The 24,168-nt window shown below is 71.5% G+C and carries 23 protein-coding genes; 9 read left to right on the top strand and 14 right to left on the bottom strand.

The window, feature by feature from the left end; all coding sequences use genetic code 11:
* Positions 1 to 33 precede the first annotated feature (33 nt).
* Complete coding sequence (locus ACZ69Q_RS21575; protein ID WP_471044157.1) at positions 34 to 873, bottom strand: lysozyme; 840 nt, start codon at positions 871 to 873, stop codon at positions 34 to 36.
* A gap of 250 nt (positions 874 to 1,123) precedes the next feature.
* Here ACZ69Q_RS21575 and ACZ69Q_RS21570 point away from each other — a divergent pair, with 250 nt between their 5' ends.
* Positions 1,124 to 1,618 carry a MarR family winged helix-turn-helix transcriptional regulator gene (locus tag ACZ69Q_RS21570; RefSeq protein WP_471044155.1) on the top strand — a complete coding sequence of 165 codons (495 nt, stop codon included), beginning with the start codon at positions 1,124 to 1,126 and terminating at the stop codon, positions 1,616 to 1,618.
* A gap of 27 nt (positions 1,619 to 1,645) precedes the next feature.
* Here ACZ69Q_RS21570 and ACZ69Q_RS21565 read toward each other — a convergent pair whose 3' ends face one another.
* Positions 1,646 to 2,434: a protein phosphatase 2C domain-containing protein gene (locus ACZ69Q_RS21565; protein ID WP_471044152.1), complete on the bottom strand. Its 789-nt coding sequence runs from the start codon at positions 2,432 to 2,434 to the stop codon at positions 1,646 to 1,648.
* Between the two features lie 418 nt (positions 2,435 to 2,852).
* Here ACZ69Q_RS21565 and ACZ69Q_RS21560 point away from each other — a divergent pair, with 418 nt between their 5' ends.
* Genes ACZ69Q_RS21560 through ACZ69Q_RS21540 form a run of 5 tightly spaced genes read left to right on the top strand, consistent with a single transcriptional unit; the run spans position 2,853 to position 8,924 of the window.
* A complete protein-coding gene (locus tag ACZ69Q_RS21560) occupies positions 2,853 to 6,086 on the top strand; it encodes a sensor histidine kinase (RefSeq protein WP_471044149.1) in 3,234 nt (1,077 codons plus the stop codon).
* On the top strand, positions 6,083 to 6,583 hold the full coding sequence (locus ACZ69Q_RS21555) for a roadblock/LC7 domain-containing protein (protein WP_471044146.1): 501 nt from the start codon (positions 6,083 to 6,085) through the stop codon (positions 6,581 to 6,583). The genes ACZ69Q_RS21560 and ACZ69Q_RS21555 overlap by 4 nt, the downstream gene beginning before the upstream one ends.
* Positions 6,580 to 6,999: a DUF742 domain-containing protein gene (locus ACZ69Q_RS21550; protein ID WP_471044144.1), complete on the top strand. Its 420-nt coding sequence runs from the start codon at positions 6,580 to 6,582 to the stop codon at positions 6,997 to 6,999. The genes ACZ69Q_RS21555 and ACZ69Q_RS21550 overlap by 4 nt, the downstream gene beginning before the upstream one ends.
* Entirely contained in the window at positions 6,980 to 7,621 is a 642-nt protein-coding gene (locus ACZ69Q_RS21545; RefSeq protein ID WP_471044142.1) for a GTP-binding protein, read from the top strand. Before ACZ69Q_RS21550 ends, ACZ69Q_RS21545 begins: the two co-directional genes overlap by 20 nt.
* Before the next feature lie 49 nt (positions 7,622 to 7,670).
* Positions 7,671 to 8,924, top strand: coding sequence for a styrene monooxygenase/indole monooxygenase family protein (locus tag ACZ69Q_RS21540; protein WP_471044139.1), 1,254 nt, complete (start codon positions 7,671 to 7,673; stop codon positions 8,922 to 8,924).
* Here the strand turns inward: ACZ69Q_RS21540 and ACZ69Q_RS21535 are convergent.
* From ACZ69Q_RS21535 to ACZ69Q_RS21520, 4 genes are all read right to left on the bottom strand, one after another.
* The gene (locus ACZ69Q_RS21535) at positions 8,842 to 10,014 is read right to left on the bottom strand and encodes a C40 family peptidase (protein WP_471044137.1); all 1,173 of its coding nucleotides are present in this window, start codon (positions 10,012 to 10,014) and stop codon (positions 8,842 to 8,844) included. The genes ACZ69Q_RS21540 and ACZ69Q_RS21535 overlap by 83 nt on opposite strands.
* 102 nt (positions 10,015 to 10,116) lie before the next feature.
* Positions 10,117 to 10,437, bottom strand: coding sequence for a hypothetical protein (locus tag ACZ69Q_RS21530; RefSeq protein ID WP_471044134.1), 321 nt, complete (start codon positions 10,435 to 10,437; stop codon positions 10,117 to 10,119).
* Between the two features lie 16 nt (positions 10,438 to 10,453).
* Positions 10,454 to 11,107: a TetR/AcrR family transcriptional regulator gene (locus ACZ69Q_RS21525; protein WP_471044132.1), complete on the bottom strand. Its 654-nt coding sequence runs from the start codon at positions 11,105 to 11,107 to the stop codon at positions 10,454 to 10,456.
* A gap of 244 nt (positions 11,108 to 11,351) precedes the next feature.
* On the bottom strand, positions 11,352 to 12,290 hold the full coding sequence (locus tag ACZ69Q_RS21520; RefSeq protein ID WP_471044129.1) for an AurF N-oxygenase family protein: 939 nt from the start codon (positions 12,288 to 12,290) through the stop codon (positions 11,352 to 11,354).
* Positions 12,291 to 12,416: 126 nt separating this feature from the next.
* Here ACZ69Q_RS21520 and ACZ69Q_RS21515 point away from each other — a divergent pair, with 126 nt between their 5' ends.
* Positions 12,417 to 13,529, top strand: a complete 1,113-nt coding sequence (locus ACZ69Q_RS21515) for a ferritin-like domain-containing protein (RefSeq protein ID WP_471044127.1) — start codon at positions 12,417 to 12,419, stop codon at positions 13,527 to 13,529.
* Between the two features lie 6 nt (positions 13,530 to 13,535).
* On the opposite strand, the gene ACZ69Q_RS21510 is transcribed toward ACZ69Q_RS21515, so the two are convergent.
* Positions 13,536 to 14,054, bottom strand: coding sequence for a DUF3291 domain-containing protein (locus tag ACZ69Q_RS21510; RefSeq protein WP_471044124.1), 519 nt, complete (start codon positions 14,052 to 14,054; stop codon positions 13,536 to 13,538).
* Between the two features lie 167 nt (positions 14,055 to 14,221).
* On the opposite strand from ACZ69Q_RS21510, the gene ACZ69Q_RS21505 reads away from it, so the two are divergent.
* The gene (locus ACZ69Q_RS21505) at positions 14,222 to 16,177 is read left to right on the top strand and encodes a sensor histidine kinase (RefSeq protein ID WP_471044121.1); all 1,956 of its coding nucleotides are present in this window, start codon (positions 14,222 to 14,224) and stop codon (positions 16,175 to 16,177) included.
* On the opposite strand, the gene ACZ69Q_RS21500 is transcribed toward ACZ69Q_RS21505, so the two are convergent.
* The 6 genes from ACZ69Q_RS21500 to ACZ69Q_RS21475 form a co-directional block, all read right to left on the bottom strand.
* Complete coding sequence (locus ACZ69Q_RS21500; protein ID WP_471044118.1) at positions 16,154 to 17,626, bottom strand: penicillin-binding transpeptidase domain-containing protein; 1,473 nt, start codon at positions 17,624 to 17,626, stop codon at positions 16,154 to 16,156. The genes ACZ69Q_RS21505 and ACZ69Q_RS21500 overlap by 24 nt on opposite strands.
* Positions 17,623 to 19,041 (bottom strand): FtsW/RodA/SpoVE family cell cycle protein, encoded by a 1,419-nt coding sequence (locus ACZ69Q_RS21495; protein ID WP_471044115.1) that lies wholly within the window; start codon positions 19,039 to 19,041, stop codon positions 17,623 to 17,625. Before ACZ69Q_RS21495 ends, ACZ69Q_RS21500 begins: the two co-directional genes overlap by 4 nt.
* A 42-nt stretch (positions 19,042 to 19,083) precedes the next feature.
* The gene (locus ACZ69Q_RS21490; RefSeq protein WP_471044113.1) at positions 19,084 to 19,539 is read right to left on the bottom strand and encodes an SH3 domain-containing protein; all 456 of its coding nucleotides are present in this window, start codon (positions 19,537 to 19,539) and stop codon (positions 19,084 to 19,086) included.
* A gap of 122 nt (positions 19,540 to 19,661) precedes the next feature.
* A complete protein-coding gene (locus ACZ69Q_RS21485) occupies positions 19,662 to 20,900 on the bottom strand; it encodes an ATP-binding protein (RefSeq protein WP_471044110.1) in 1,239 nt (412 codons plus the stop codon).
* Positions 20,897 to 21,658, bottom strand: a complete 762-nt coding sequence (locus tag ACZ69Q_RS21480) for a hypothetical protein (protein ID WP_471044107.1) — start codon at positions 21,656 to 21,658, stop codon at positions 20,897 to 20,899. Before ACZ69Q_RS21480 ends, ACZ69Q_RS21485 begins: the two co-directional genes overlap by 4 nt.
* 91 nt (positions 21,659 to 21,749) lie before the next feature.
* Positions 21,750 to 22,256, bottom strand: a complete 507-nt coding sequence (locus ACZ69Q_RS21475) for a protein-tyrosine phosphatase family protein (RefSeq protein ID WP_471044105.1) — start codon at positions 22,254 to 22,256, stop codon at positions 21,750 to 21,752.
* A 110-nt stretch (positions 22,257 to 22,366) separates the two neighbouring features.
* Here ACZ69Q_RS21475 and ACZ69Q_RS21470 point away from each other — a divergent pair, with 110 nt between their 5' ends.
* Positions 22,367 to 23,173 carry a nuclease-related domain-containing protein gene (locus ACZ69Q_RS21470; protein WP_471044102.1) on the top strand — a complete coding sequence of 269 codons (807 nt, stop codon included), beginning with the start codon at positions 22,367 to 22,369 and terminating at the stop codon, positions 23,171 to 23,173.
* Positions 23,174 to 23,281: 108 nt separating this feature from the next.
* On the opposite strand, the gene ligD is transcribed toward ACZ69Q_RS21470, so the two are convergent.
* The gene (gene ligD, locus ACZ69Q_RS21465) at positions 23,282 to 24,166 is read right to left on the bottom strand and encodes a non-homologous end-joining DNA ligase (RefSeq protein WP_471044100.1); all 885 of its coding nucleotides are present in this window, start codon (positions 24,164 to 24,166) and stop codon (positions 23,282 to 23,284) included.
* Positions 24,167 to 24,168: the final 2 nt, after the last annotated feature.

The raw sequence follows: 24,168 nt of genomic DNA, 5'->3' as shown, positions 1-24,168 counted from the left end.
CCGTGAGGGAGGCCCGGGCCTTCGCCGAGCCGGCTAGCCGTTGGCGAGCGCCACGACCCGGTCGAGCGCCCCGTTGAACCTGTTGTGGTCACCGACGGTCGGCCCGGAGGACGTGTACTGCCACATCGTGTAGTAGCTCCAGCCCGCCGGAAGTTCCCCCACCTCGGCGGCGTAGCGGGCGACCCACAACGGGTTGGCCGTGGCGAAGCCGCTGTAGTTGCCGGTGCACTGCTTCCACCAGCTCGTCGCCGTGTAGATGACGGGGTCGCGGCCGGTGCGGGCCTTGTACTGGTTCAGGAAGTCGCGGATCCAGGTGACCATCGCGGTCGTGGTCTTGCCGTAACAGGCGTCCCCGTACGGGTTCCACTCGATGTCGAGGGCGCCCGGCAGGGTCTTGCCGTCGCGGGACCAGCCACCGCCGTGGTCGACGAAATAGTTCGCCTGAGTTGCTCCATTGGTGGTGTCCGGGGTCGCGAAGTGGTAAGCGCCGCGGATCATGCCGACGTTGTAGGAGCCGTTGTACTGCTGGGCGAAATAGGGGTTGGTGTAGTAGGTCCCCTCGGTGGCCTTCACGTAGGCCCACTTCACCCCGCTGTCCCACAGGGTCGACCAGGCGACGTTGCCCTGATGGCTGGCGACGTCGACGCCTTCGGTCTGGGCGGCCAGGTCGGCGGCGGGGACACCGTCCACACCGTCATGGGCCGCGACGCCCACGCCCATGTAGGCGGAGCCGCGGAGCGGGGGGTCGTCGGCGGAGGCGGAAGCGGGCCGGGTGGTCAGCACGAGGAGGATCGGGGTCAGGGCGGCTGCGAGCAGGACCCCGGCGACATGGGTGCGCCGGGGGCGGAGCGGTTCGGGTCTGTGCACGGGCATAGCGTGCCTCCGAAGGCTCGGTGACGCTCGGTGGGGAAGTGGTGCGTGTCCGTGACCGGCCGCCGCCTGGCATGTGTGGCGTGGGCATGCCAGTCATGGTTCTGACAGAGAAGCTAGGCAGCCGGAAGAGCAGGTGGAAGGGGGTCGGGAGGCCGCCGTTGGTCTACGCCTGCGAAATACTGACGGAGCTGCGGCAATGACGGCGGTTGCCGGAAACTTTCAGGACCGGGAAATCGAGGCAGGGGCTGACGTGCACGAAGACGGAAACGGCGACGAGCCGGGAGTCGGATCCCCGGCGTCCGGTGGCGGCCTGGGCCGGCCCGAATTCCTCGACCTGGAACGCGAGTTGACGGTCCTGTTCCGGCGCGCGCGGGCCAAGCAGGGCGAGATGGCCCGCGAGGTCCACCCCGACCTGGAGTCGGCCGCGTACGGCCTGTTGGTCCGTCTGGACGACACGGGCCGCCAGCGCGCCACCGAACTCGCCGCCTACATCGGCGTCGGCAAGGCCACCATGTCCCGCCAGTTGCGCGCCCTGGAGGACCTGGGGCTGGTCGCCCGCGAGCCGGACCCGGCCGACGGACGGGCCTGGCTGGTGCACCTCACGGAGGTGGGGCGCGGGCGGGTCGCCAAGGTCCGCGAGGCCCGGCGCGCCCGCTACGTCGAACAGCTCTCGCACTGGGACCGCCGTGAAGTGGCGGAGCTGGCCCGCCTGCTCAACCAGCTCAACCTGGGGATGGAGAAGTAGGGGACGGAGGGAAGTAAGGGCGGCGGCTCAGAACTCGACGTACACGACCGTCGCGTCGTCGTGCGTCTTGCTCCGCCCCAGAAACGTCCGCTCCTGCTCGTCGGCCAGCTCCAGCCCGCGCACCCGGTCCACCAGCGCCCGCGCCCCCTCCTTGCGGATGAACCGGAACAGGTCCTCCCAGTCCCCCTCCCGGAACTTCTCCACCCATCTCGTCGCACCGTCCGTCAGCGCGGCCAGCGCCCGCACGTCGGCCCGCGGCAGCACCCCGGTCACCGCCCGTGCCGCGACCGACGGATCCGCCGCGGCCGTGAAGAAGCCGCCCTCCTTGTTGCGGACATGGGCGTCGATCAGGGCGTCCGTGGCGAGGGAGGCGCGCGGGAGGCGGGACAGGCTGTCGTCCAGGTGTGGCGTGATCACGCCGTCCGGGGACTCCGTCAGCAGCGCCGAGTCCGACAGGACCAGGTACTCCACCGTCTCCGGCGACCAGCGCGCCAGAACCACGGTCGCTTGTGGGGTTCGTGGGTGAGAAAGGTCACAGGTTTGTGAGTGTGCCTCAGCGGTACGTGTGATGGCGCCCGCGAGCGCGTCCGCGAGCGGAACATCGGGGAGTGAAACGGTCAGTTCGGTCAGGGCTCCGCCGAGCCGCGCGGTGAACCAGGGGACGGAATGCAGACAGCCCGTCTCACCACGCGGTGGGGTCACCCCGTCCAGGACGACCAGTGCGCCGCCCTGTCCCGAGGCGGGAAGGCCGACACTTGCGAAGTCCTCGTTGGGGCGGGCCGCAACTCCGGGCTCCGAAACAAGCTCTGTTCGCATTCGGCCAGTCTGCACGAGCCCTCCACAAGGTCCTCGAAGGGGTCGCATCCGTTGCCGGATGGGTGCACACCCGCAGGTCAGGCGCCTGATTTGAGGTGGAATGCAGTGCTCCGGGGAGGCGTGGCGGCGAATACTGCCATCGCCCGCCGCGGACGTCCAACCGGCCCGCCCCGCAGGGCATGTGAGCGCGCCGGAGGAACTTGCCCGCCAACTCTCCTCCGGGGTTCACTCCTTCGAGTGGCGGGGCAGTTGATGCGCGGCCGTCGCCCACCGGCACTGGGAGGGTCGGGGACCGGTGAGGGCATCCCCTGCTCAAGCTAAGTCGAGAGCTTGGGGGAGGGGTGTACGTACCGTCGGCGGCAGTTGACGGAACGTCATCCGGACCCATGGGTATCACGAGTCAGGAATGCGAGCACCGGTGCAGAAGATGCGGCCACGTCGCTCAGGCAAGCAGACGGCCTCCGCGGGGGGCGCGCAGCCCGCTCCCGGCACCACCGCCGACATCGCGCCCGCAGGCAAGGGGCGCCCGACACACGTACGGAACCGGCTGATCGTCGCCGTGGCCGTGGTGGCCGCCGCCATCGCCGGCGCCGGTGTCCCCTCGATCGTCGCCGCCTCTGGGCAACTGCACGACTCCCAGGCGCTGGTGACCCTCGCCGAGCAGACCGAGGACGCGCTCACCCTCGCGCACTCGCTCGCCGACGAGCGGGACGAGGTCACCTCGTACATCGCAGCCGGCCGCCCCAAGTCCAAGGCGCCCAGCGAGCAGCGCAGCGCCCGCGTCGACCGCCAGGTCGAGGAGCTGCGCGCCGACACCGACGCCCCCGCCTCGCTGCGCGCGGACCTCGACGGCATCGCGGCCCTGCGCCGGTCCTCGCTCACCGGCAAGAGCACCGCGCTGGACTCGCACCAGGCCTACTCGGCCGCCATCACCGAACTCCACCGGCTCGCCGAGCGGCTGGCCGAACAGATGCCGCCGCGCGCGGGCTCCGGCGCCTACGCGCTGGCCGAGCTGGACTCCGCCGTACAGCAGGCCGCATCCGCCCGTGGGCTGCTGCTCGCCGCGCTCAGCGTGCCGACCACCACCGAGACCGTCATCGACCCGGTCACCGGCCTCGCGACCACCCAGGAGACCTCCTCGGGTGCCGACGCCAAGCAGCGCGCCGCGCTCAGCGCCGCCGCCCAGCAGGCCCGGCTGCGCTCCGACGCCGCCCTCGACGACTTCCGCGACACCGCTCCCAAGAGCGCGCGCGACTCGTACGACTCCACGGTCACCGGCCCCGAGGTCGACACGGCCGAGCGGTATCTCGCCGCCCTCACCGACCAGTCCACGCTCTCCGACCGGGACCTGGCCACGAACACCCAGCGTGCCGAGGCCGCCCTCTCCGCCCGCGTCGACTCGATGCGCGGCGCCGAGTCCGCGCTCTACGACCGCCGTACCAAGGCCCTGGAGCAGCTCCGCGACGACGACGTCACCGCGCTGGAGATCCGGATCGCGATCCTCGGTGCCCTGATGCTGCTCGCCGTCGGCGTCGCCACCGGCATGGCCCGCAGCCTCACCCGGCCCCTCGCCGTCCTGCGGCTCGGCTCGGCCCGGCTGGCAGGGGCAGAGGACCCGGCGGCGCAGGAGCCCGTCAAGTTCACCGGCCGCAACGACGAGTTCGCGCAGGTCGTCAACTCCGTCAACGCCCTGCACGCGCACGCCGTCGCCCTGCACGAGCGCATCGGCACCCTGGAGTCCGACCGCAAGCACCTGGTCGGGCAGCGGCAGAAGATGGCCGACGCCCGCGAGGGGCTGCGTGCCGAACTCAGCGAGTCCGCCGCCCAGCTCGAGAAGCTGCGGGACAGCATCGGTGGCTCGTTCGTCAATCTGGCCCTGCGCACCCTCGGCCTGGTCGAGCGCCAGCTCGCCGTCATCGAGGCTCTGGAGGAGCGCGAGCACGACCCGGAGCGCCTCGCCACCCTCTTCAAGCTCGACCACTTCGCCACGGTCATGCGCCGGCACAGCGAGAACCTCCTCGTGCTGGCCGGCACCGAGCACGTCCAGCAGCACGCGGGACCGGTCCCGCTGGTCGACGTCGTCCGCGCGGCGGTCAGCGAGATCGAGCGGTACGAGCGGGTCCGCATCGCCGCGCTCCCGCCGCACGCGCACGTCGCCGGGTTCGCCGCGGACGACCTCTCGCACCTGCTGGCCGAACTCATGGAGAACGCCACCTCGTTCTCCCCGCCCGACCTTCCCGTCGAGGTCTCCGGCTGGCTGCTGGAGAACGGCGAGGTCATGATCTCCGTCCAGGACGAGGGCATCGGCATGACCGCCGAGCGCCTCGGCCGCCTCAACTCCCGCCTCGCCGAGTTCGACCCCGAGGTCTCCTACGACCAGGAGGGCGACGAGGGCCTGGGCCTCGGCCTCTACGTCGTCGCGCGCCTCGCCCACCGGCACGGCGTCCGCGTCCAGCTCCGCGAGCAGAAGCAGGGCGGGATCGCGGCGGTCGCCGTCCTGCCCAGGAACCTGCTGGCCCCCGCCCCCGCCGCCGCGGTCCCCTCCGACACCCGGCACCACACCGCCGGCCACGCCTTCTCCCTGCCGGGCGCCGACGCGGAGGCCAACTCCAACGTCCTGCGCGGCCGCCCGAAGGACCCCGACCCGCTGGTGGCCATGGCGGAGCGGGCGGTACGGGAGACGGAGGAGACCGAGGAGGCGGTACGAGAGCCGAGCCCGAGTGCGGAGGCGACGGCACCGGAGTCGAGCCGAAGCACTGACGAGGCGGTACGGGAGTCCGGCCCGAGCGCCGAGGACGCGGTACCGGTGTCCGGCTTGAGCGCCGAGAGTGCTGTACCGGTGTCCGGCTTGAGCGCCGAGAGTGCTGTACCGGTGTCCGGCTTGAGCGCCGAGGGTGCTGTACCGGTGTCCGGCCTGAGCGCCGAGGACGCGGTACTGGAGTCCGGCCTGAGCGCCGAGGACGCGGTACTGGAGTCCGGCCCGACCGCCGGTGAGGCGGTACAGGAGTTCGCGGGCGCCGAAGAGGCCGTACCGGAGGCCGGGCACGTCGACCCGGCCATCGAGGTCGAGCAGGAGCGCGAGCACCCTGCCGAGACCACGATGGAACTCCTGATCCCGGTGCAGCCCACGGCGGACGCCCCGCCACGGCCCACGGCCGACGCCCCGGTGCAGCGCACGGCGGATACCCCGGTGCAGCCCACAGCCGACGCCCCGGTTCAGCCCTCGGGTGACTTCCCGGTGCGGCCGGCCGGCCGAGCCGCGGTCGCCGACGGCGGGGACGCACCACAGGGGCCACCCGCACCCGACGACGAAAGTCGCACGGGTGGTGCGGGTGCGAACTCATATGCCGAAGGCGTGGCCGAGGCGGAACACACCCGCACCCCGGACGAGGAGCAGCTCACCGACAAGGGCCTGCCCAAGCGCACCCCGAAGATCACCACCCCCACCCAGGCTCCGCCCCGGCGTACCGGCGGTGTCGACGCCGAGGCCCTGCGCAGAAGGCTCGGCGGCTTCCGCCAGGGCGCCCAGGCCGGCTACCGAGAGGTAGAGGCGGAGATCGCCGAGCAGACGGCCCAGAACAAGGCGCCGGCCGCCGAACCAGTCGTATCCGAGGAAGCCACGGGGGGCACTGTCGAGGAGGCACCCAGTTGACCGCGCCCAGTACCTTCGGACTGAGCAGTGAAGCACGCAACCTGCACTGGCTGCTGACGAACCTGGTCGAGGAGGTGCCGGGCATCCAGTCAGTGGCGGTGGTCTCCTCCGACGGCCTGCTCCTGCTCTCCTCCGACCCGGACCGCAACGACGCGGCCCGGGCCAAGACCCCCCAGCCCAGGGGCCCCCGAGGATCGTCGGCCGACCTCGCCACCGTGGTCTCCGGCATCGGCAGCCTCACCATCGGCGCGGCCAGGCTGATCCAGTTCGGCGGCGTGAAGCACACGATGGTCGCGATGGAGGAGGGCAGCCTGTTCGTGATGTCCATCAGCGACGGCTCCCTGCTCGGGGTGCACGGCTCCGCGGACTGCGACATGAGCGTGGTGGCGTACCACATGGCGCTCTTCGTCGGCCGCGCAGGCCATGTCCTGACCCCCGAACTCCGCAGTGAGCTGCGGAAGTCGCTGGAGGCCGCGTCGGCAGGGAGTACCCGATGAGCAACGCCCCGAAGAACAGGCCGCAGCTCCCCGTCCGCGGCGGTGACCGCAAGCCCGCCCGCGTACGGCCCTACTCGCTCACCGGCGGCCGTACCCGCTTCGGCCACGTCCTCCTCGTGGAGACGTTCGTGGCCGCCCTCGAAGCCCCCGAGGAGCGCAAGGAGCTGACGAAGGGCTCCCTCGCCACGCGGGTGATGCCGGAGATGCGGGCCATCGTCGAACTGTGCCGCCGCATGCGCACGGTGGCCGAGATCGCCGCGCTGCTGAAGATGCCGCTCGGCGTGGTCCGGGTGCTCCTCAGCGATCTCGCGGACCAGGGAAAGATCCGGGTGTACGGCACGGGAACCGGCCACGGCACGGGCCGGCCGGACCGCGCTCTGCTGGAAAGGGTGCTGAGTGGACTCCGTCGTCTCTGACGCCGCCGCTTTCGGCGTCGCCCCGCTCCCCGACGAGGAGGAGCACCTGCGGTCCTGGCAGACGGACCGCACCCGGGCCCCGGTCGCCACGAAGATAGTCGTGGCCGGTGGCTTCGGTGTCGGCAAGACCACGCTGGTCACCGCCGTCTCGGAGATCACGCCGCTGCAGACCGAGGCGCTGATGACCGAGGCGAGCGAGGAGACCGACGACCTCACCGCCACGCCCGGCAAGCTGACCACCACCGTGGCCATGGACTTCGGCCGGCTCACGCTCGACGACGACCTGGTGCTCTACCTGTTCGGCACGCCGGGCCAGCAGCGGTTCTGGTTCATGTGGGACGACCTGGTGCGCGGCGCGATCGGGGCGGTCGTCCTGGCCGACACCCGGCGCCTGAAGGACTGCTTCCCGGCGCTCGACTACTTCGAGAGCTGCGGGCTGCCGTACGTCGTCGCGGTCAACCACTTCGACGGCAGCGAGCTGTTCGAACCGGCTGACGTGCGGGAGGCGTTGACGATCCCCGCGCACATACCTGTAATGATCATGGATGCGCGGCGCCGGATCTCGGTGATCGAGACCCTGCTGGCCCTCGTCGGCCATGCCCTGGACGTGACCCCCGAGTAGCCCCGTCCTCCCCGAGCCGCCCCCGATCCCTGTAGGAGACACCACCCGCATGCGGAAGATACTCGTCGTCGGAGCCGGCCAGTCCGGACTCCAGATCGCCCTCGGACTCCAGTCGAACGGGTACGAGGTCACCCTGATGTCCAACCGGACGGCGGACGAGATCCGCTCCGGCCGGGTCATGTCCACGCAGTGCATGTTCCACACGGCGCTCCAGTACGAGCGCGACCTCGAGCTGAACTTCTGGGAGTCCCAGGCCCCGAAGATCGAAGGACTCGGCGTCTCGGTCGCGGCCCCCGGCTCCTGGAGCGAGGGGCCCGCGGTCCGCGCGATCGACTGGCTCGGGCGCTTCGACGCGTACGCGCAGTCCGTCGACCAGCGGGTGAAGATGGCCGGCTGGATGGAGACGTTCGCCCAGCGCGGCGGGCAGCTCGTCATCCACGGCGCGGCGGTCGGCGACCTCGACTACTTCTCCCGTACGTACGACCTGGTGCTGGTGTCGGCCGGCAAGGGCGAGCTCGTCCAGATGTTCGGGCGGGACGCGGAGCGGTCCCCGTACGGCGAGCCGCAGCGCGCGCTGGCCGTGTCGTACGTCCACGGCCTCGGCCCGCGTCCGGAGCACCCGGACACCGAGGGCGTGCGCTGCAACCTCGTGCCCGGCGTCGGCGAACTGTTCGTCATGCCGTGCCTGACGACCTCCGGACGCGCGGACATCCTGTTCTGGGAGGGCATACCCGGCGGGCCGCTCGACGTCTTCGACGGCGTGAAGGACCCGGCGGAGCACCTCTCCCTGACCCTGGGACTCATGGAGCGGTACGTGCCCTGGGAGTACGCCCGGGCCACCAAGGTCGAGCTCACGGACGCCGGCGGCACGCTGAGCGGACGATACGCGCCGACCGTGCGCAACCCGATCGGCCGTCTTCCCGGCGGCGGGCTCGTGCTGGGCGTCGCGGACGTCGTCGTGGCCAACGACCCCATCACCGGCCAGGGGTCCAACTCCGCGTCCAAGTGCGCCGCCGCCTACCTCTCCTCGATCCTGGAGCACGGGGACAAGGAGTTCGACGAGACCTGGATGCGTGCCACGTTCGACCGGTACTGGGACACCGCGCAGCACGTCACCAAGTGGACCAACGCCATGCTGGCCCCGCCGCCGGAGCACATCCTGAACCTCATCGGCGCCGCCGGTCAGTTGCAGCCGGTCGCCGACCGGTTCGCCAACGGGTTCAACGACCCGGCAGACTTCGAGAACTACTTCTACGATCCTGAGAAGACCGCGGCCTATCTCGGTGAGGTCGCTGGGGCGTGACCTCCGGGTCCTTCGGGCGTACGGCGCCCAGGACCGGGTTCGACGCGATCGGGGAGATCTTGATCTTCTCGCCGGTGCGCGGGGCCTGGACCACCTTGCCCTTGCCCAGGTACAGGGCCACGTGCGTGGCGTCCGGGAAGTAGATGACCAGGTCGCCGGGGCGCAGCTCGGTCAGCGGGATGCGGTCGAGCCGCGCCCACTGCTCCTGGCTGGTGCGCGGGATGCGCGTTCCCGCATGGGCCCACGCCTTCGACGTCAGGCCCGAGCAGTCGTAGGACCTGGGGCCCTCCGCGCCCCACTCGTACGGCTTTCCGAGCTGCCGCTTGGCGTAGCGGATCGCCCGGGCGCCCTCGGAGGACGGCTTGTGGTCGTCGTGATCGAGGGCGCCCGAGGCGAGGAAGTCGCGCTGGGCGTCGGTGGTGTCCTTCTTCTCCAGTTGGGCCAGCGCGGCGAGCTGTTCGGGAGTGAGGGACGTCAGGAGTTCCTCCACCTTGCGCAGCTTCTTCAGGACGGCGTCCCGGTCCTTCTTCTGGCGCTCCGCGAGGACGAGTTGGCCGTCGAGGGCGCTGCGGGCCTGGCGGGCCAGCTCGGCGGCCTTGCGTTCGGAGCCGGTCAGACGGCCGACCGTCTCGGCGCGCTCGCGGGCCAGGCGGCCGATGACATGGCCCTGGTCGAGGGCGTGCTGCGGGTCGGCGGCCAGCAGCAGGCGGACGTACGGGGAGATGTCGGTGGTGTTCTGGTACTGCTGGCGGGCCAGCCGGCCGGCCGCGCCCCTGCTGTCGTGCAGGGACAGCCGGGCGCGGGAGAGCGCGGTGTCCAGGCGGGCCACCTCGGTGCGCTGCCTTTGAAGCTTGTCCGCGGTGGCGTTGTAGGTCTCCGTGGCCTGCTCGGTCTCCCGGTAGAGCTGCTGAAGGTCCGTCAGGAGATCTGCTGTGGAGCGCTCCTTGGGGTCGAGGGGCGCGGGAGCCGTGGGGGCCGTAGGGGTCGAGAGGGCCGAGGGGGCCGCCATGGTGGGGGCGGGGGCGAGGAGCGTGACGGCCGTCGCGGCCGCCGCCGCCGTACACGCCAGACGCAGAAGCCTTCCTGACACGTCATCACCTCCGATGCGGGCAGGCTCTCTGCTCCGCATCGTGAGCATCGGACGGTCGTACCGGGTTCGCGCGGCGGATGTGCGCGGTTCGGCGCAGCGAGGTCACTCGTCCGAGTCGTGTGGCTTGCCGGGCGGCGTGGTGTCTGGCTTGGACCACGGCCACTTCAGTCGGCCGCTCGCCTTTCCCTCGGGGTCGTACTCGTACTTCCAGCGGCGGCTCAGGCCGGGGTGGGCGCCCTGTGTGCGCGGTACGCGGCGGTAGACGAGGACCGTGGGCGGGCCGCCGTGCGGGTCGGGGACCGGGATGCGGTACGTCTTGGGCGGGTGGCTCGTGATGCCCAGCAGGACGGGGAGAACGCGGCCGTCCATGGGGCCGCCCTCGAAGGGGGTGTCTTCGCTCTTCACTGCAACAGTGTCGGCCATCGGCCGTCGGGCGGCGTTATCGGTCGTCGGCCAGCTTCTGGGCCAGCGCGGCCGTCTGGGGGTCCCGGGCCGCCGTCACGGCGAGCGCCGCCGCGAACTGGTCGACCAGCCAGTCCCGCAGGTCCGGCATCGGGGGCTGCTTGCCCTCGTCGAGCCAGATCAGGGAGGCCGCCTCGACCGTGGTGATCCACACCCGCACGGTCATGCGCAGGTGGAGGCCGGGATCGGCGACGTCGAGGTGGCGCAGGATGTGCTCGGCGGCGGCGCGGCGTACGCCGTCGACGATGGCGGTGGTGCGGGAGGTCTCCACGACGCTGCCGCCCTGGAGCAGGGCGCTGAATCCGGTGTCGTGCTGGTCGACGAAGGTGAGATAGCGGTCGAGGGCGCGGGCGAGGCGGGGGAGGAGGGGGCCGTCTCGGGGTTCGTCGAAGCAGTGCTGGAGCTCTTCGGCGGCCGAGCGGAGGGCGGCCTCGTAGAGCTGTTGCTTGCCGCCGGGGAAGTAGCGGTAGACGAGGGGGCGGGAGACGCCGGCCGCTTCCGCCACGTCGTCCAGGGACACGTCCTCTGGGGTGCGGTGGGCGAAGAGGCCGAGGGCGGCTTCCAGGAGCTGGCTGCGGCGCTCCTCGACGCTTAGGCGACGGTAGGCGGGGGTGGGGGCCGAGGGCGTCATGACCAGCAGCGTAGCCTCCGGCGGTGAGGCCGGGGGGTGCCTGCGGTGGCCTGTGGCGGAGAGTGGGGGTGTGCGTGGCGCGTGCGGGTGCGTTGTGGGTCGGGGCCGTGCCGGGGGGTGTCCGTCCTCGGTCGGGCGGTTGCTGTGTCGCAAGATGTGCTGTTTCTTGACGCCCGCCGCTGCGGGCGGACACCCCCCGGCACGTCCCCTTCCCGCCGTACGCGGCTGCCGGTCGTGGGGGTTGCTACGCCAGTAGGCCCGACGACTTCCACAGGCGGCGGCCCACTCCGCGTAGTACGCCTATGTCGTCCAGGAAGTCGGTGAGGCGCTTGGCTCCCGTCTGCATGACCTCTCGGCGGTGGGCGCTGGCCTTCACCTGGGCCAGGGCCTCGCGCTTGTCCAGGCCGATGTTCGTGTAGACCTCGGGGTTGACGAAGGCGACCGAGAAGACGCGGGCGAACTCGCCGGAGGTGACGCGGGTGAACTCCTGGGACCACTTCGGGGCCGTCAGCATCTGGCGGCGCAGTTCCTCGCGGGCGTAGCGGACGTGGCGGGCCTCCTCGACCACGTGGATGCGGGTGACGCCGCGGATGAGGGGCTGTACGCGCTCGTCCGGGAAGGTCAGGCGCTGCATCCAGTCGAGGACCTCCTCGCCGAGGAGGGTCGCCGTGAAGGAGCCGGGCGTGGTCGAGATCGTCTTGAACAGGCGGCCCAGGTTCTGGTGGGCGCGGCTGACCGGGTACCAGGGGGTGCCGCCGTGCGAGATCAGGCGGGCGAACATCTTGGAGTGGCGGCACTCGTCCTCGATCTCGGTGAGTGCGTAGCGGACGTGGGCGCTGGTTGCCGCCTTGTCGTAGATGTGGCGGACCAGGAGCTGCATCAGGATGATCTCGAACCAGATGCCCAGGGAGGCCAGTGCGGCTGCCTCGTGCTGGGAGAGGAGGATGCGCTGCTCCTCGCTCATCCGCTTCCACATCGGGGTGTCGTAGAGCGAGACCAGCTCCGGGGGCCAGAACCACTTGCCCTCCTCGAAGGGCGCCTCCCAGTCCAGCTCCTTGTCGGGGTCGAAGGAGTGCTTGGCGGAGGAGGCAAGGAGGCGTTCGGCCACCTGTTCGCGGTCCTTGAGCAGCCCGAGCGCGTCGCGCAGGCCGTCCAGCGCGTCGGCTTCCGTCAGGGTCGTCATCGGTCCCTCACCTCTGTTACCGGGGGTACGTCGTCCGACTCTTATGAGACTGCCTGTCAGCAAGACCGTCAATCCCTTGCGCAGGACTTGTTGACCCCGCGTCTACCACGTGTGAGCCTGCCGAACATGCCGACATACGACCTGTACACGAACGATCCGGGAGAACCTCTCTGGCAGGTGCCGGCGGCCGGCGCGGCCCGTTTCGGCTGGGAGTACGACAACGGACGCGACCGGCTCCTGGCCCTGTACCAGAAGGGCAAGGACAAGCAGTGGGACGGGCAGCGCAGGATCGACTGGGAGCTGGAAGTCGATCCGTACGACGCGCTCGGTACGCCGGACGAGGCGATGGCGCTGTACGGGACGCCGTACTGGACGAAGATGAACGAGCGCGAGCGGGGCGAGCTGCGGCAGCACTACGCGTCCTGGCAGTTCAGCCAGTTCCTGCACGGCGAGCAGGGCGCGATGATCTGCGCGGCGCGGATCGTGGAGTCGGTGCCCGACATGGACGCGAAGTTCTATTCGGCGACACAGACGATGGACGAGGCACGGCACGCCGAGATCTACGGGCGTTTCCTGCACGAGAAGGTCCAGATGGTCTACCCGATCAACGACAACCTCCAGTCGCTGCTCGGCGACACGCTGCGCGACAGCCGGTGGGACATGCCGTATCTCGGGATGCAGGTGCTGATCGAGGGGCTCGCGCTGGCCGCGTTCGGGATGATCCGGGACACCACGACCAAGCCGCTGCCCAAGCAGATCCTCGCCTATGTGATGCAGGACGAGGCGCGGCACGTGGCCTTCGGGCGGATGGCGCTGCGGGACTACTACAAGCAGCTCACCGATGCCGAACTGCGCGAGCGCGAAGAGTTCGTCATCGAGGGCTGCTATCTCATGCGCGACCGGCTGCGCGGCGTCGAGGTCCTGGAGAACTTCGGCATTCCGAAGGCCGAGGCGGAGCAGATCAGTGAGCGCTCGGAGTTTCTGCAGTTGTTCCGGCGGCTGCTCTTCTCCCGCATCGTCCCGTGCGTGAAGGACATCGGGCTGTGGGGCAAGCGCCTTCAGCAGGCCTATGTGGACATGGGCGTGTTCGAGATGGGGGACTCCGATCTGGACCTGCTGATGGCCCAGGACGAGGAGATCGCCGAGACACTCGACGCCGAGCGGTTCGCGGTGGAGGAGCGGGAGCGGGTGGCGGAGGTGGAGCAGGCCATCGAGGCGGGTCAACGCCTCGATGGCTGATCAGACCTAGACCGAGCAGCCCAGCCCCTCAGGCACCTCTCCCGCGACCGGCTCCGCCCCCTGGGGCGGGTACGACGTGCGCAGGGTGAAGGCGTACGGGGTGGGGCCGTTGGTGCGCAGGTGGAGGAGGCGGGACTCGGCCTCCGCGACCGTCGGGCGGTGGCCCGCCGGAACCCACCACAGGGCCGTCATCGCCTCCTGGACGCGTTCGAACCACTCGCGGCGGCGGGCCAGCATCTCGCGGTGGCGGCCCTGGTACATGTACGCGGTCAGGGCGTTCGTGTCGCGCCACATCGTCAGGTTGATGATCAGCCACTCGTCCCCGAAGACGGCCACGTCCGTCGCGTCGCCGGAGTCGCCCTTCAGTCGCCACACGAAGCCGTCCGCGGCCTCGGCGTCGGCGTTCACGGGGTCGAGGTTGTCGACGAAGTCCTTCAACTGCGGTGAGTCCAGCGGGGCCTTGAGACGGCCGATGTTGACCTGGGCGAGTTCGAAGGCGGGTTCCGGGGTGGTTGAAGTCGGCATGGACCGAACGATAGGTCGGTGGCCGGCGGTGGCCCAGAGGGCGTCTCAGTACGTGGGCACATGTCCCTCTTTCACATCCGTGACGGCGGGTGGGTGAGTACCTGTGAACCGCCGTCTTACGGGCGGGAAACCGTGCCCTGACCGGCCCTCCCGTAGCTTCACGGAGCATGACGGGGAACTTACTGACCTCCTTCCGCTCGATCGCCCGCCGCCCTGCCGCGCTGCCCGGCTGGAGCTCCATTCGGGGCCGAATGGCGATAGTGCTGGCCGTTCCGACGTGTCTGCTGCTCGCCCTCACCGGGCTCGGTGTCGCCGACCGGGTCGCCGACTGGTCCGCCGCCCGGGACACCGAGGCACATGTCGGGGTGCTGCTGCGGGTGCAGGGGCTCGTCCGGGAAGTGCAGCGGGAACGCGGGCTGACCAACGGGCTGTTGGGGGGAGAGAAGGGGTACCGGGACGACGTCGTCGCCCAGCGGACCCGTACCGACCGGGCGCGGGACGCCCTGAGCGCTGAGCTGGAGAAGGGGAGCGGTCCCCTCGTCTCCGCCCTGCGTGCCGCCGACGTTCCGCTCGCCGCCCTCGCCACCACGCGCGAGCACGTCGACACCGGCACCGCCGACCGCGCCGCCACCCTGCGCACCTACACCAAGGCCGTCACGCGACTCGTCGACGCCGAGTCCGCCGGTGTCCCGGACGGCGACCGGCGTATCGCGCAGGGCGTGCAGGCCCTTCAGGCCCTCGCCCGGGCCACCGAGGCCGTCGCGCTCGAACGCGGTTCCCTCAACGGGGTGTTCGCGGCGGGGCGGTTCCGCTCCGGTGAATACCTCGACTTCACGGAGGTCCGGGCCACCCGGGTGGCCGCGCTGGGGCAGTTCCGGCAACTCGCCCGGTCGGACGAGGAGTCCGCGCTCGACGACGCCTTCGGTACGGGCGCCGCGCGCCGGGTCGCCGGGTACGAGGCGCGGGCCGAGCGAGGGGCCGACGGGTCCGCACTCGACGTGGCCCCCGCCCGGTGGTGGGCCGACATGACGACCCTCGTGGACGATCTGCACGGCGTGCAGAGGGAGGTCGGGGCCGAGGTCCGTGAGCGGGCCGCCGATGCCGGTTCCGCCGCCACCCGGCAGCTCGGCGGGTTCCTCGCCCTCGGGGCGCTGATCCTGGGCGTGGCCGTCGCACTCGCCGTCTTCTCGGCCCGCTCCATCACCCGTCCGCTGGGCGCCCTCGCCGACGAGGCGGACGCCGTCGCCGGAGCACGGCTGCCCGAGGCCGTCCGGCGGATCCAGGAGGCCGACCCCGACATCCGGCACGCCGACGGGGCCGGGCGGCCCCAACTCCCCGGCGGCGCACGGGAGATCAGCCGACTGGCCGCCGCCCTGCGCAACGTCGAGGACACCGCCGTCGGCCTCGCCGCCCAACAGGCCGTCCTGCGCCGCACCAGCACCGAGTCGCTGGCCAGCCTCGGCCGCCGCAACCAGAGCCTGCTCAACCGGCAGCTCGGCCTGATCACCACCCTGGAGAGCCAGGAGCTCGACCCGGACGCCCTCGCCGAGCTCTTCGAACTCGACCACCTGGCCACCCGGATGCGCCGCAACGCCGAGTCCCTGCTGGTGCTGGCCGGTGAGGAGTCGCCGGCCCGGTCCTGGAAGGGCACGGTCGCCGTCACGGACGTGGTGCGGTCGGCCGTCGCGGAGGTCGAGCAGTACCAGAGGGTGGCCGCGGTCGACGTCCAGCAGTGCGGCGTCCGCGGCCACAGCGTCGCCGAACTGTCCCATCTGATCGCAGAGCTGGTGGAGAACGCGCTGATGTTCAGCCCGCCCACGCAGCCCGTCGAGGTCTACGGCTGGCCGGACGCCACCGAGTACTGCCTGGCCGTCGTGGACCGGGGCATCGGCATGACACCGGAGCGCATGGCCAAGGCCAACGCCGTGCTGTCGGGGAAGGGCGACTCCCTGCACACCGCCCCGACCCGGTTCCTCGGCCACCACGTCGTCGGCGCCCTCGCCGCCCGCCTCGGCGCCCATGTCGAGCTCCGCCCCACCCAGGGCACGGGCGTCACCGCCTACGTCGCCCTGCCGGCCACTCTGATCCAGGAACCGACGTCAACCGCCGTCGCCCGAGGGTGACTTCAGCACGGCCTCCATCACCGCACGGGCGATCGGTGCCGCGTCCCCGCCCCCGCTGATCTCGCCCCGGTCCGCGTCCGCGTCCTCCACCACCACGGCGACCGCCACCTTGGGCTCCAGATCGCGGTCGCCCTTGGCCCAGGAGACGAACCAGGCGTACGGCGTACCGGAGTTGCCCAGGCCGTGCTGGGCCGTGCCGGTCTTGCCGCCGACCGTCGCACCCGGGATCCAGGCGTTGGTGCCGGTGCCCTCCCGTACGACATCCACCATCAGCTCCTTCAGGAGCCTCGCGGTCGAGGGGCGCATCGCCTGCCGTGTCGGGCGCGACCCGGCCGTCGACACCGTGCCGCCGCTCGCCCGGGTCGTGCGCTCCACCAGATACGGCGAGCGCACCTGACCGCCGTTCGCCACGGCCGCCGCGACCATCGCCATCTGGAGCGGGGTGGCGCGGGTGTTGTACTGCCCGATCGAGGACAGGGCGAGCTGCGCCCGGTCCACCTTCGAGTCGAAGGTGCTCTCGGCGACCGAGTAGGGGATCTTCAGTTTCGCGTCGTTGAAGCCGAAGGCGTCCGCCGTCCGCGCCATCCGGTCGACGCCCGTCTTGACGCCGAGGCGCGCGAACACCGTGTTGCAGGACCACTCGAAGGCTTTCCGCAGCGGGACGTCCTCGCAGCCCTCGGACTCGTTCGTCAGCGAGGTCCGGGTGCCCGGCAGGGTGTACGGGTCGGGGGAGTCGGTCGGCTCGTCCAGGTCCTCGACCACGCCCGCGTCCAGCGCCGCGGCCGCCGTCACCACCTTGAAGGTCGAGCCCGGCGGATACGTCTTGCGCACGGCCCGGTTGAGCATCGGCCGGTCCGGGTTCCGGTTCAGCGACGCCCAGGAACGGGTCACCGAAGAGCCGTTGCCGGACAGGGCGGACGGGTCGTACGAGGGGGCCGAGACCAGGGCCAGGATCCGTCCCGTCGACGGCTCGATCGCCGCCACCGCGCCCTTGCGACCGGCCAGCCCCTCGTACGCCGCCTCCTGCGCGGCCCGGCGCAGCGTGGTGACGACGTCGCCGCCGGGGAACCGGTCGCGGGTGGAACCGCTCCACGGGAACGGGGAGAGCAGCGGGTCCGTCCCCGCGAGGACGCCGTCCTGCGCGTGCTCGAGGAATGTCGTGCCGTACTCCTGCGAGGCGAAGCCGGTGACGGGCGCGTACATCGGGCCGTTGGTGTACGTCCGCTCGTAGCGCAGGTGCTCGCCGGTGTCGTGGGAGCCGGTGACCGGGTCGCCGTCGACCAGGATGTCGCCGCGCGGCTGCCCGTAACGGGCGATCGTGGTGCGGCGGTTGGCGATGTTGTCGTCGTAGGACGGGGCCTCGAAGACCTGGATGCGGGTGGCGTTGACGAGCAGTGCGACCAGCAGCAGGGCGCAGAAGAAAGCGGCGTGCCGGATGTGCCGGGTCATCGGGCCGCCTCCGCACGGTCGTCGGGTCCCTTCACCGCGGGGGCATCCTCGCCCTTGGGCACGCCGAGTCTGCTGCGCGCCTTGTCGCTCACCCGGATCAGCAGCGCCACGATCGCCCAGTTGGTGACCACCGACGAGCCGCCCTGCGCCAGGAACGGCATCGCCATGCCGGTCAGCGGGATCAGGCCGGTCACCCCGCCCGCGATCACGAACACCTGGAGCGCCACGATCGAGGCGAGCCCGACCGCGAGCAGCCGGCCGAAGGGGTCGCGCAGGGCGAGGCCGGCCCGGTAGCCGCGCTCCACCAGCAGGCCGTAGAGGATGAAGATGGCGGACAGGCCCGCCAGGCCCAGTTCCTCGCCGGCCGTCGCCAGGATGAAGTCCGACTTGGCCGCGAAGCCGATCAGGATCGAGTGGCCGAGGCCCAGTCCGGTGCCCAGCGTGCCGCCCGCGGCGAAGGCGAACAGCGACTGGGAGAGCTGGTTGGGTCCCTCGCCCGCCGCGATCGACGCGAACGGGTGCCTCCAGTCCTCGACCCGGCCGTGCACATGCGGCTCCAACTCCCCGACGGCCACCGCGCCGAGCGCCGCGAGCAGCAGGCCGAGGGCGATCCACCCGGTGCGGCCGGTGGCGACGTACAGCAGCACCACGAACAGGCCGAAGAACAGCAGCGAGGTGCCGAGGTCGCGCTCCAGCACCAGCACACCCACGCTCAGCAGCCAGATCGCGACGATCGGGCCGAGGACGCGGCCGGTGGGCAGTTGGAGTTTTTGGATGCCGAGGACGCGACGGCCCGTGTACGCCAGCGCGTTGCGGTTGGCGGCCAGGTACGCCGCGAAGAACACCGCGAGCAGCACCTTCGCGAACTCGCCGGGCTGGATGGAGAATCCGGCGATCCGGATCCAGATGCGGGCGCCGTTAACTGACGGGAAGAAGATCGGCAGGGTGAGCAGGACGAGCGCGGCGACCACACAGACGTAGGAGTAGCGCTGGAGCACGCGATGGTCGCGCAGCAGCAGGACCACCACGATGAACAGCGCCACTCCCAGCGTGGACCACACGAGTTGGGTGGGCGCCGCCCGGTCGCCCGGCGTCTCCAGGTCGAGCCGGTAGATCAGTACCAGGCCGAGGCCGTTGAGCAGCACCCCGATCGGCAGCAGCAGCGGGTCCGCGCACGGGGCGCGCAGACGTACGGCGAGATGCGCCACCAGCGCGAGTACGCCGAGCCCGGCGCCGTATCCGGCGGCGCCGGGCGGGACGGTGCCGCTACGGGCGAGGCCGACCGCGCAGTAGCCGTACACGGAGAGCAGGACGGCCACCACGATGAGGGCCAGTTCGATGCCACGGCGCCGGGGGAGCGGTGCGGCGGGAGCGGGCGCGTCCGCTGCCACCAGGGTGGTTCCGGCCTTGGTCATGTCCGGAACTTACCCAAATAGTCCGTCTTGTGTGCCTAATGTTCAGCACCAGCGCGGCGTGCGCCCGAGGGTGTCGATGAAGCGGGCCGAGCCCCAGGCCCAGGTGCCGTCCGCGAGCAGATACCAGGTGCGGTTGCCCTGGACGCTCTGTCCGGGGGTCTTGCAGAAGATCCTGACGATGTCCCCGCGGTGGACGACACGGATCACCTGGCTGCCGCGGTTGGGTGCGGAGCGCAGCAGCAGCGTGCTCGCCGTGACGCGCCCCCGGGTGAATTGCTGGCCCTGGTTGCCGCCTTGGCCCCAGTCCTCGCCGGATCCGCCCAGGTCGCCGCCCCCGTCCCCGCCCTCTTCCCCGCCCCAGTCCTCGCCCTGGGACTCGGCGGACGAGTCACCACTCTGGGACCCCCACTCGTCGTCGGCGACGGCGGGCGTTGCGGCGGCCGCGGCGGCGAGGATGCCGGCGGCTATGGAAATCGCGAGTCGGGATCGCAGTGCCATGTGTACCTCCAGGACAAGGGAACGAACCTGACTAATCGCCACATTAGGAGGCCGATCGGGCGTTCGCTCGTCCTAATGGGCCATAGGAGAAGCGCCGCACGGGCGACACCGGGGAGCTGTGCCTACCGCAGGGCGAGCGTCGCGACCGCGCCGCCGTCCGCCGCGTTGCCGAACGACAACCGCGCCCCCAGCACCTCCGCCTGCCCCAGCGCGATGGTCAACCCGAGGCCGTGCCCCTTCGCCCCACCCTCGGTACGGAACCGCTGCGGCCCGTGTGCGACGAGGTACTCCGGATAGCCGCCCCCGTGATCCCGGACGGTGACCACCGGCCCGTCCACCGTCACGGACACCGGTCCGCGCCCGTGCTTGTGCGCGTTGGCCACGAGGTTGCCGAGCACCCGCTCCAGCCGCCGCCGGTCCGTCTCCACCACGACGTCGCGCAGGACGACGACCTCGGTCTCGGTGCCGGACGCCCGCACCACCCGCTCGGCCAGTGCCGCGAGCGGCTCACTGTCCGGCTCGGACCGCTCGCGCCCGCTGTCCAGCCGCGAGATCTCCAGCAGGTCCTCGGTCAGCGTGCGCAACGCGGCCACCCGGTCGCGCACCAGCTCCGTCGGGCGTCCCGGCGGCAGCAGTTCGGCCGCCGCGTGCAGCCCGGTCAGCGGGGTGCGCAGCTCGTGCGCCACGTCCGCCGTGAACCGCTGCTCGGCGAGCAGCTTGCTCTGCAACGAGGAGGCCATGGAGTCCAGCGCCGCCGCGACCGCGGCCACCTCGTCCTGTGGCCGGGTCGAGTCCTCCTTCGTGCGGGGGTCGTCCACCCGGGCGTCCAGGTCGCCCCCGCTGATCCGCCGGGCCACCCGGGCGGTGGCGTGCAGCCGCCGGGTCACCCGCGTCACCGCGAACGCGCCCACCAGCACCGTCACCCCGATCGCCAGCGCCGACGACCACACGATCGCCCGGTCGAGGCCGTCGATGGTGCGGGCCTGCTGGGAGTAGTCCACCTCGACCACGAGAGCCCGCTCGCCGTCGGCGGGGCCCGCCGCCCACATGGTGGGCCGGCCGCGGTGATCGGCGACCATCGTCCCGCGCTCCCCGGCCACCGCCAGCTTCCGCAGGGACTCGGGCAGGTCCGGTGGGTCGAGTGCGACGCCGGGCCCCGCGGGGTCCCCGGCCTCGAACGCCGCCGTCGCGTCCTCCAGCTTGGACAGCGCGAGCTCGCGGGCCTGTCCGACCGTCTGGTTGGTCACCGAGACATGCACGAGGATGCCGAGCAGCACGGCCAGCGCACAGCACATCACCGTGATGAAGACGGCGGCCTTCACGGCCAGCGTGCCTGCCCACTGGGGCAGCGCGAGCCTCATGGCGTGCTCGCAGAGGGCGTGAGGGAGGGGGACGCGGACGGTGAGGCCGACGGCGAAGCGGACGGGTGGGGCGTCTTCCTGCGGGGCCCGGTGCGCAGCATCTCGTCGTGCGTGAGCAGCATCGCCTTCTGGTCCGCGTCCCAGGTCCACTGGAGGCGGTACTCGTACCCGGCGACCTCGGACGGCGAACGGATGATCACCGACCGGCCGGCCAGCTCGACGCTGCTGACGGCGTCGTCCCAGCTCATCACCTGCACGAGCCGGTTCTTCTCGACGGTGTAGACGCGCACCGCGGTCGTCTTGCCGGGCATCAGCCGGAAGCCGACCGTGAGCTCGGGGCGCCCGTCGCCGGTCAGGTCCCGGAAGTAGGGCCGCAGCACCGGGCACTTCCCATGGCCGGCGCCGGCCGCGCACTGCGCCATCAGGCGGCCCGTCTCGCGGTACGGCGCGTCCTTGCCCTGATAGTCCCCCGGGCTCTTGGCGAGCTCCTTGCGCACGACCGCCACGGGGTTCACGTCGTGGATGTCGTCCCCGGGGAGCATGACGCCCTTCACGACCTCCCGGTTCACCTCGCCGATCTCATAGGCGGGCCGGGAAGCCGGCGTCAGTCTCGGCCAGAGCTTGTCCGGGCTGACCGCGGTCTCGGTCGGGCCGGCGCCCCGGAGCCCCCCGGCGTCACCGCAGGCCGTCGCGGCCGTCAGCAGCAGTGCGGCAAGGGCACTGAGCACGACGGTGCGCGTGAGGCGGCTGCGGGGCACGGTTCTCCTGGGGCTCGGGGTGTCGTCGGCCCGTACACCCTATTCGTACGGAAGTCCTTTTTGCGCACCCGGCGGGCGTACGGGCGACCGGCTACTCGGCGAGCTCTGCCAGGAGCCGGGCGGTCGACAGTCCCGCCCGGAGGTAGTCGACGAACAGCTCGTTGTGCAGGGCCCACGGAGAGCGGCGGGAGCGTATCAGCCTGATCGCCTGCTCGGCGGAGTGGCTCCGGCGGACCAGGGCGTGGGCGACGACGAGCCCCGAGCGGTTGTAGCCGTGGTAGCAGCGCACGAGGACGTTGCGGCCCGCGTCCATGGCCTCGCACGCCGCTTCCGCGAGCCGGATCACCCCGGCGAGCTGGGTGCCGTCCAGCGGCCCGTCCGGGATCGGCCACACATGGTGCTCCACGCCGGGGTCGGGGCCGTGTCCGGGCAGCCGCAGCAGCGTCTGCACGAGATCGAACTCGTCCCGTACGACGGCGAACTCCAGTTGCCCCGTGCGTCCCCGGAACTCGTGCCCGCCCATCCACAGGCCGGGCACGATCTCGCTCCACGGGCTGTCCGGAGCAGGTACGTCGGGTTGCTTCCTGCGGGTACGCAACGGCGCCTCCCCAACCCCTCGCGAGGGGTGTGCCCAACTCCTCTCAAAGGTAACCGGGTTCTTGCCCCCGGAGCACCCCGCCTGTTCCCATGGTCGTGGGGTGATGGTGCATGAGCGGACTGCGCGTCATACCGACCTGGCGACACGGCCAGGAACGGCTCTACGTCTGTCTCACGGACGGGCGCAACCTCGCCTGGTACGACCGCGAGGCGGGCCGGATCAACCTGCTCAGCGACACGAGCAGAGAGGATGTGCTGGAGGCGCTCGGCCCCTTCATCACCGGCCCGGTCACGGTGGGCCCGCCCCCGGTACCCACCCCCGCCGAGCTGGCGCGCCTCACCCTGCACCCGGACGACGACCTGGCGCCGAACCGTCCCGGCGAGGCGCTGCTGATCTCCCTGGACCGGGACCCGGGCCCCTCCCACCGGCTGCGGCCAGACCCGAGGCGCCGGGCCCTGACGGCCGAGCAGGCGGTCGGGGAGGCACTGGACCGACTGGACGGCGCGGGCTGGCACACGCTGCACTCCGTGCCGCTGCCGGGCGGTGACCGCATCCACCACCTGGTGATCGGGCCCGGCGGGCTGTTCGCGCTGCACACGCTGTACGCCCGCAAGGCGAAGGTCACCGTCGCCGACCCGATGGTCTCCCTCGGCCGCCGTGAGGCGTACCCGCTGCTGCGCCGCGTGCGTGCCGACGCCGACCGCGCGTCCTACGCCCTGACCGCCGAGGTCCGTCCCGTGCTCGTCCTGGTCGCCCCGGCCGACGTGGCGATCACCGCGTCGCTTCGTGAGGTCCGGGTCCTCAGGGACACGGAGGTGGAGCGGCTGGCGCGGACGGGCGGGGTGCTGAAGCCGGCGGATGTGGAGGCGCTGCATGCGATGGCCCGGGACCGGCGGGTGTGGGGCGGCGCCGGTTGAGTTCTGCGGGTCGGCCGAGGTGCCGTCCCCCAGGCGCAGGCCCCCGCTTCGGCCCTGAAAGGGGCCTCGTCCTCGAACGCCGGACGGGCCGGATGGTGACCGCCCCCGTCATGAGGGCAGCGCACCCGCCCGATCCGCGTCCAGCAGCGGCGCCAGCAGGTCGCCGTAGTCCTGCAGGCGGGGCGCCAGGTCGGGGGCGGTGAAGGTCAGGGACCCCGGGGAGCGGCAGGCCTCGACCTCGGCCCAGGTGACCGGGGCGGACACCGTCGGCTCGCGGCGGGCGCGCAGGGTGTAGGGGGTCGCCGTCGTCTTGCGGGCCGCGTTCTGGCTCCAGTCGACGAAGACCTTGCCGGGCCGCAGGCTCTTGGTCATCCGGTGGATGGCGAGCCTCGGCAGCGCCTTCTCGGCCTCCACGGCGAGGTCCTTGGCGTACTCGGTGGCCCGTTCGGAGGAGGCCGGCCGGATGGTCGCGGCGAGGTGGAGGCCCTTGGAACCCGACGTCTTGGCGTATGCCTCGATGCCGTCGGCGGCCAGCCGCTCACGCAGCCACAGGGCGACCTCGCAGCACTCCACGACGGTGGCCGGTGATCCCGGGTCGAGGTCGAAGACCAGGCGGTCGGCCTCGCCGGGCGCGTCGATCACCCACTGGGGCGTATGGAACTCGGTGACCAGGTTGGCGGCCCACATCAGGCTCGCGAGGTCCTGCACGAACACCATGCGCGCCGGCCCCTCGACCCGGGGGACCTCGGCGGTGGTGACCCACTCGGGGGTGCCGGGCGGGACGTTCTTGGTGAAGAACACCTGGCCGTCCGGACCGTCCGGATAGCGCAGGAAGGACACCGGCCGGTCGCGCAGATGCGGCAGCAGTACCTCGGCGGTCGTCGCGTAGTAGTGCAGCACCTCGCCCTTGGTGAACCCGGTCGCCGGATACAGCACCTTCTCCAGGTTGCTGAGCGCGAGGCGCCGCCCCTCCACCTCTGTGATCGGCGTCATAC

Source organism: Streptomyces sp. NPDC036764 (assembly GCF_055609385.1).
The sequence above is the reverse complement of the archived record's forward strand: the minus strand, read 5'-3'. Positions and strand labels throughout refer to the sequence as shown.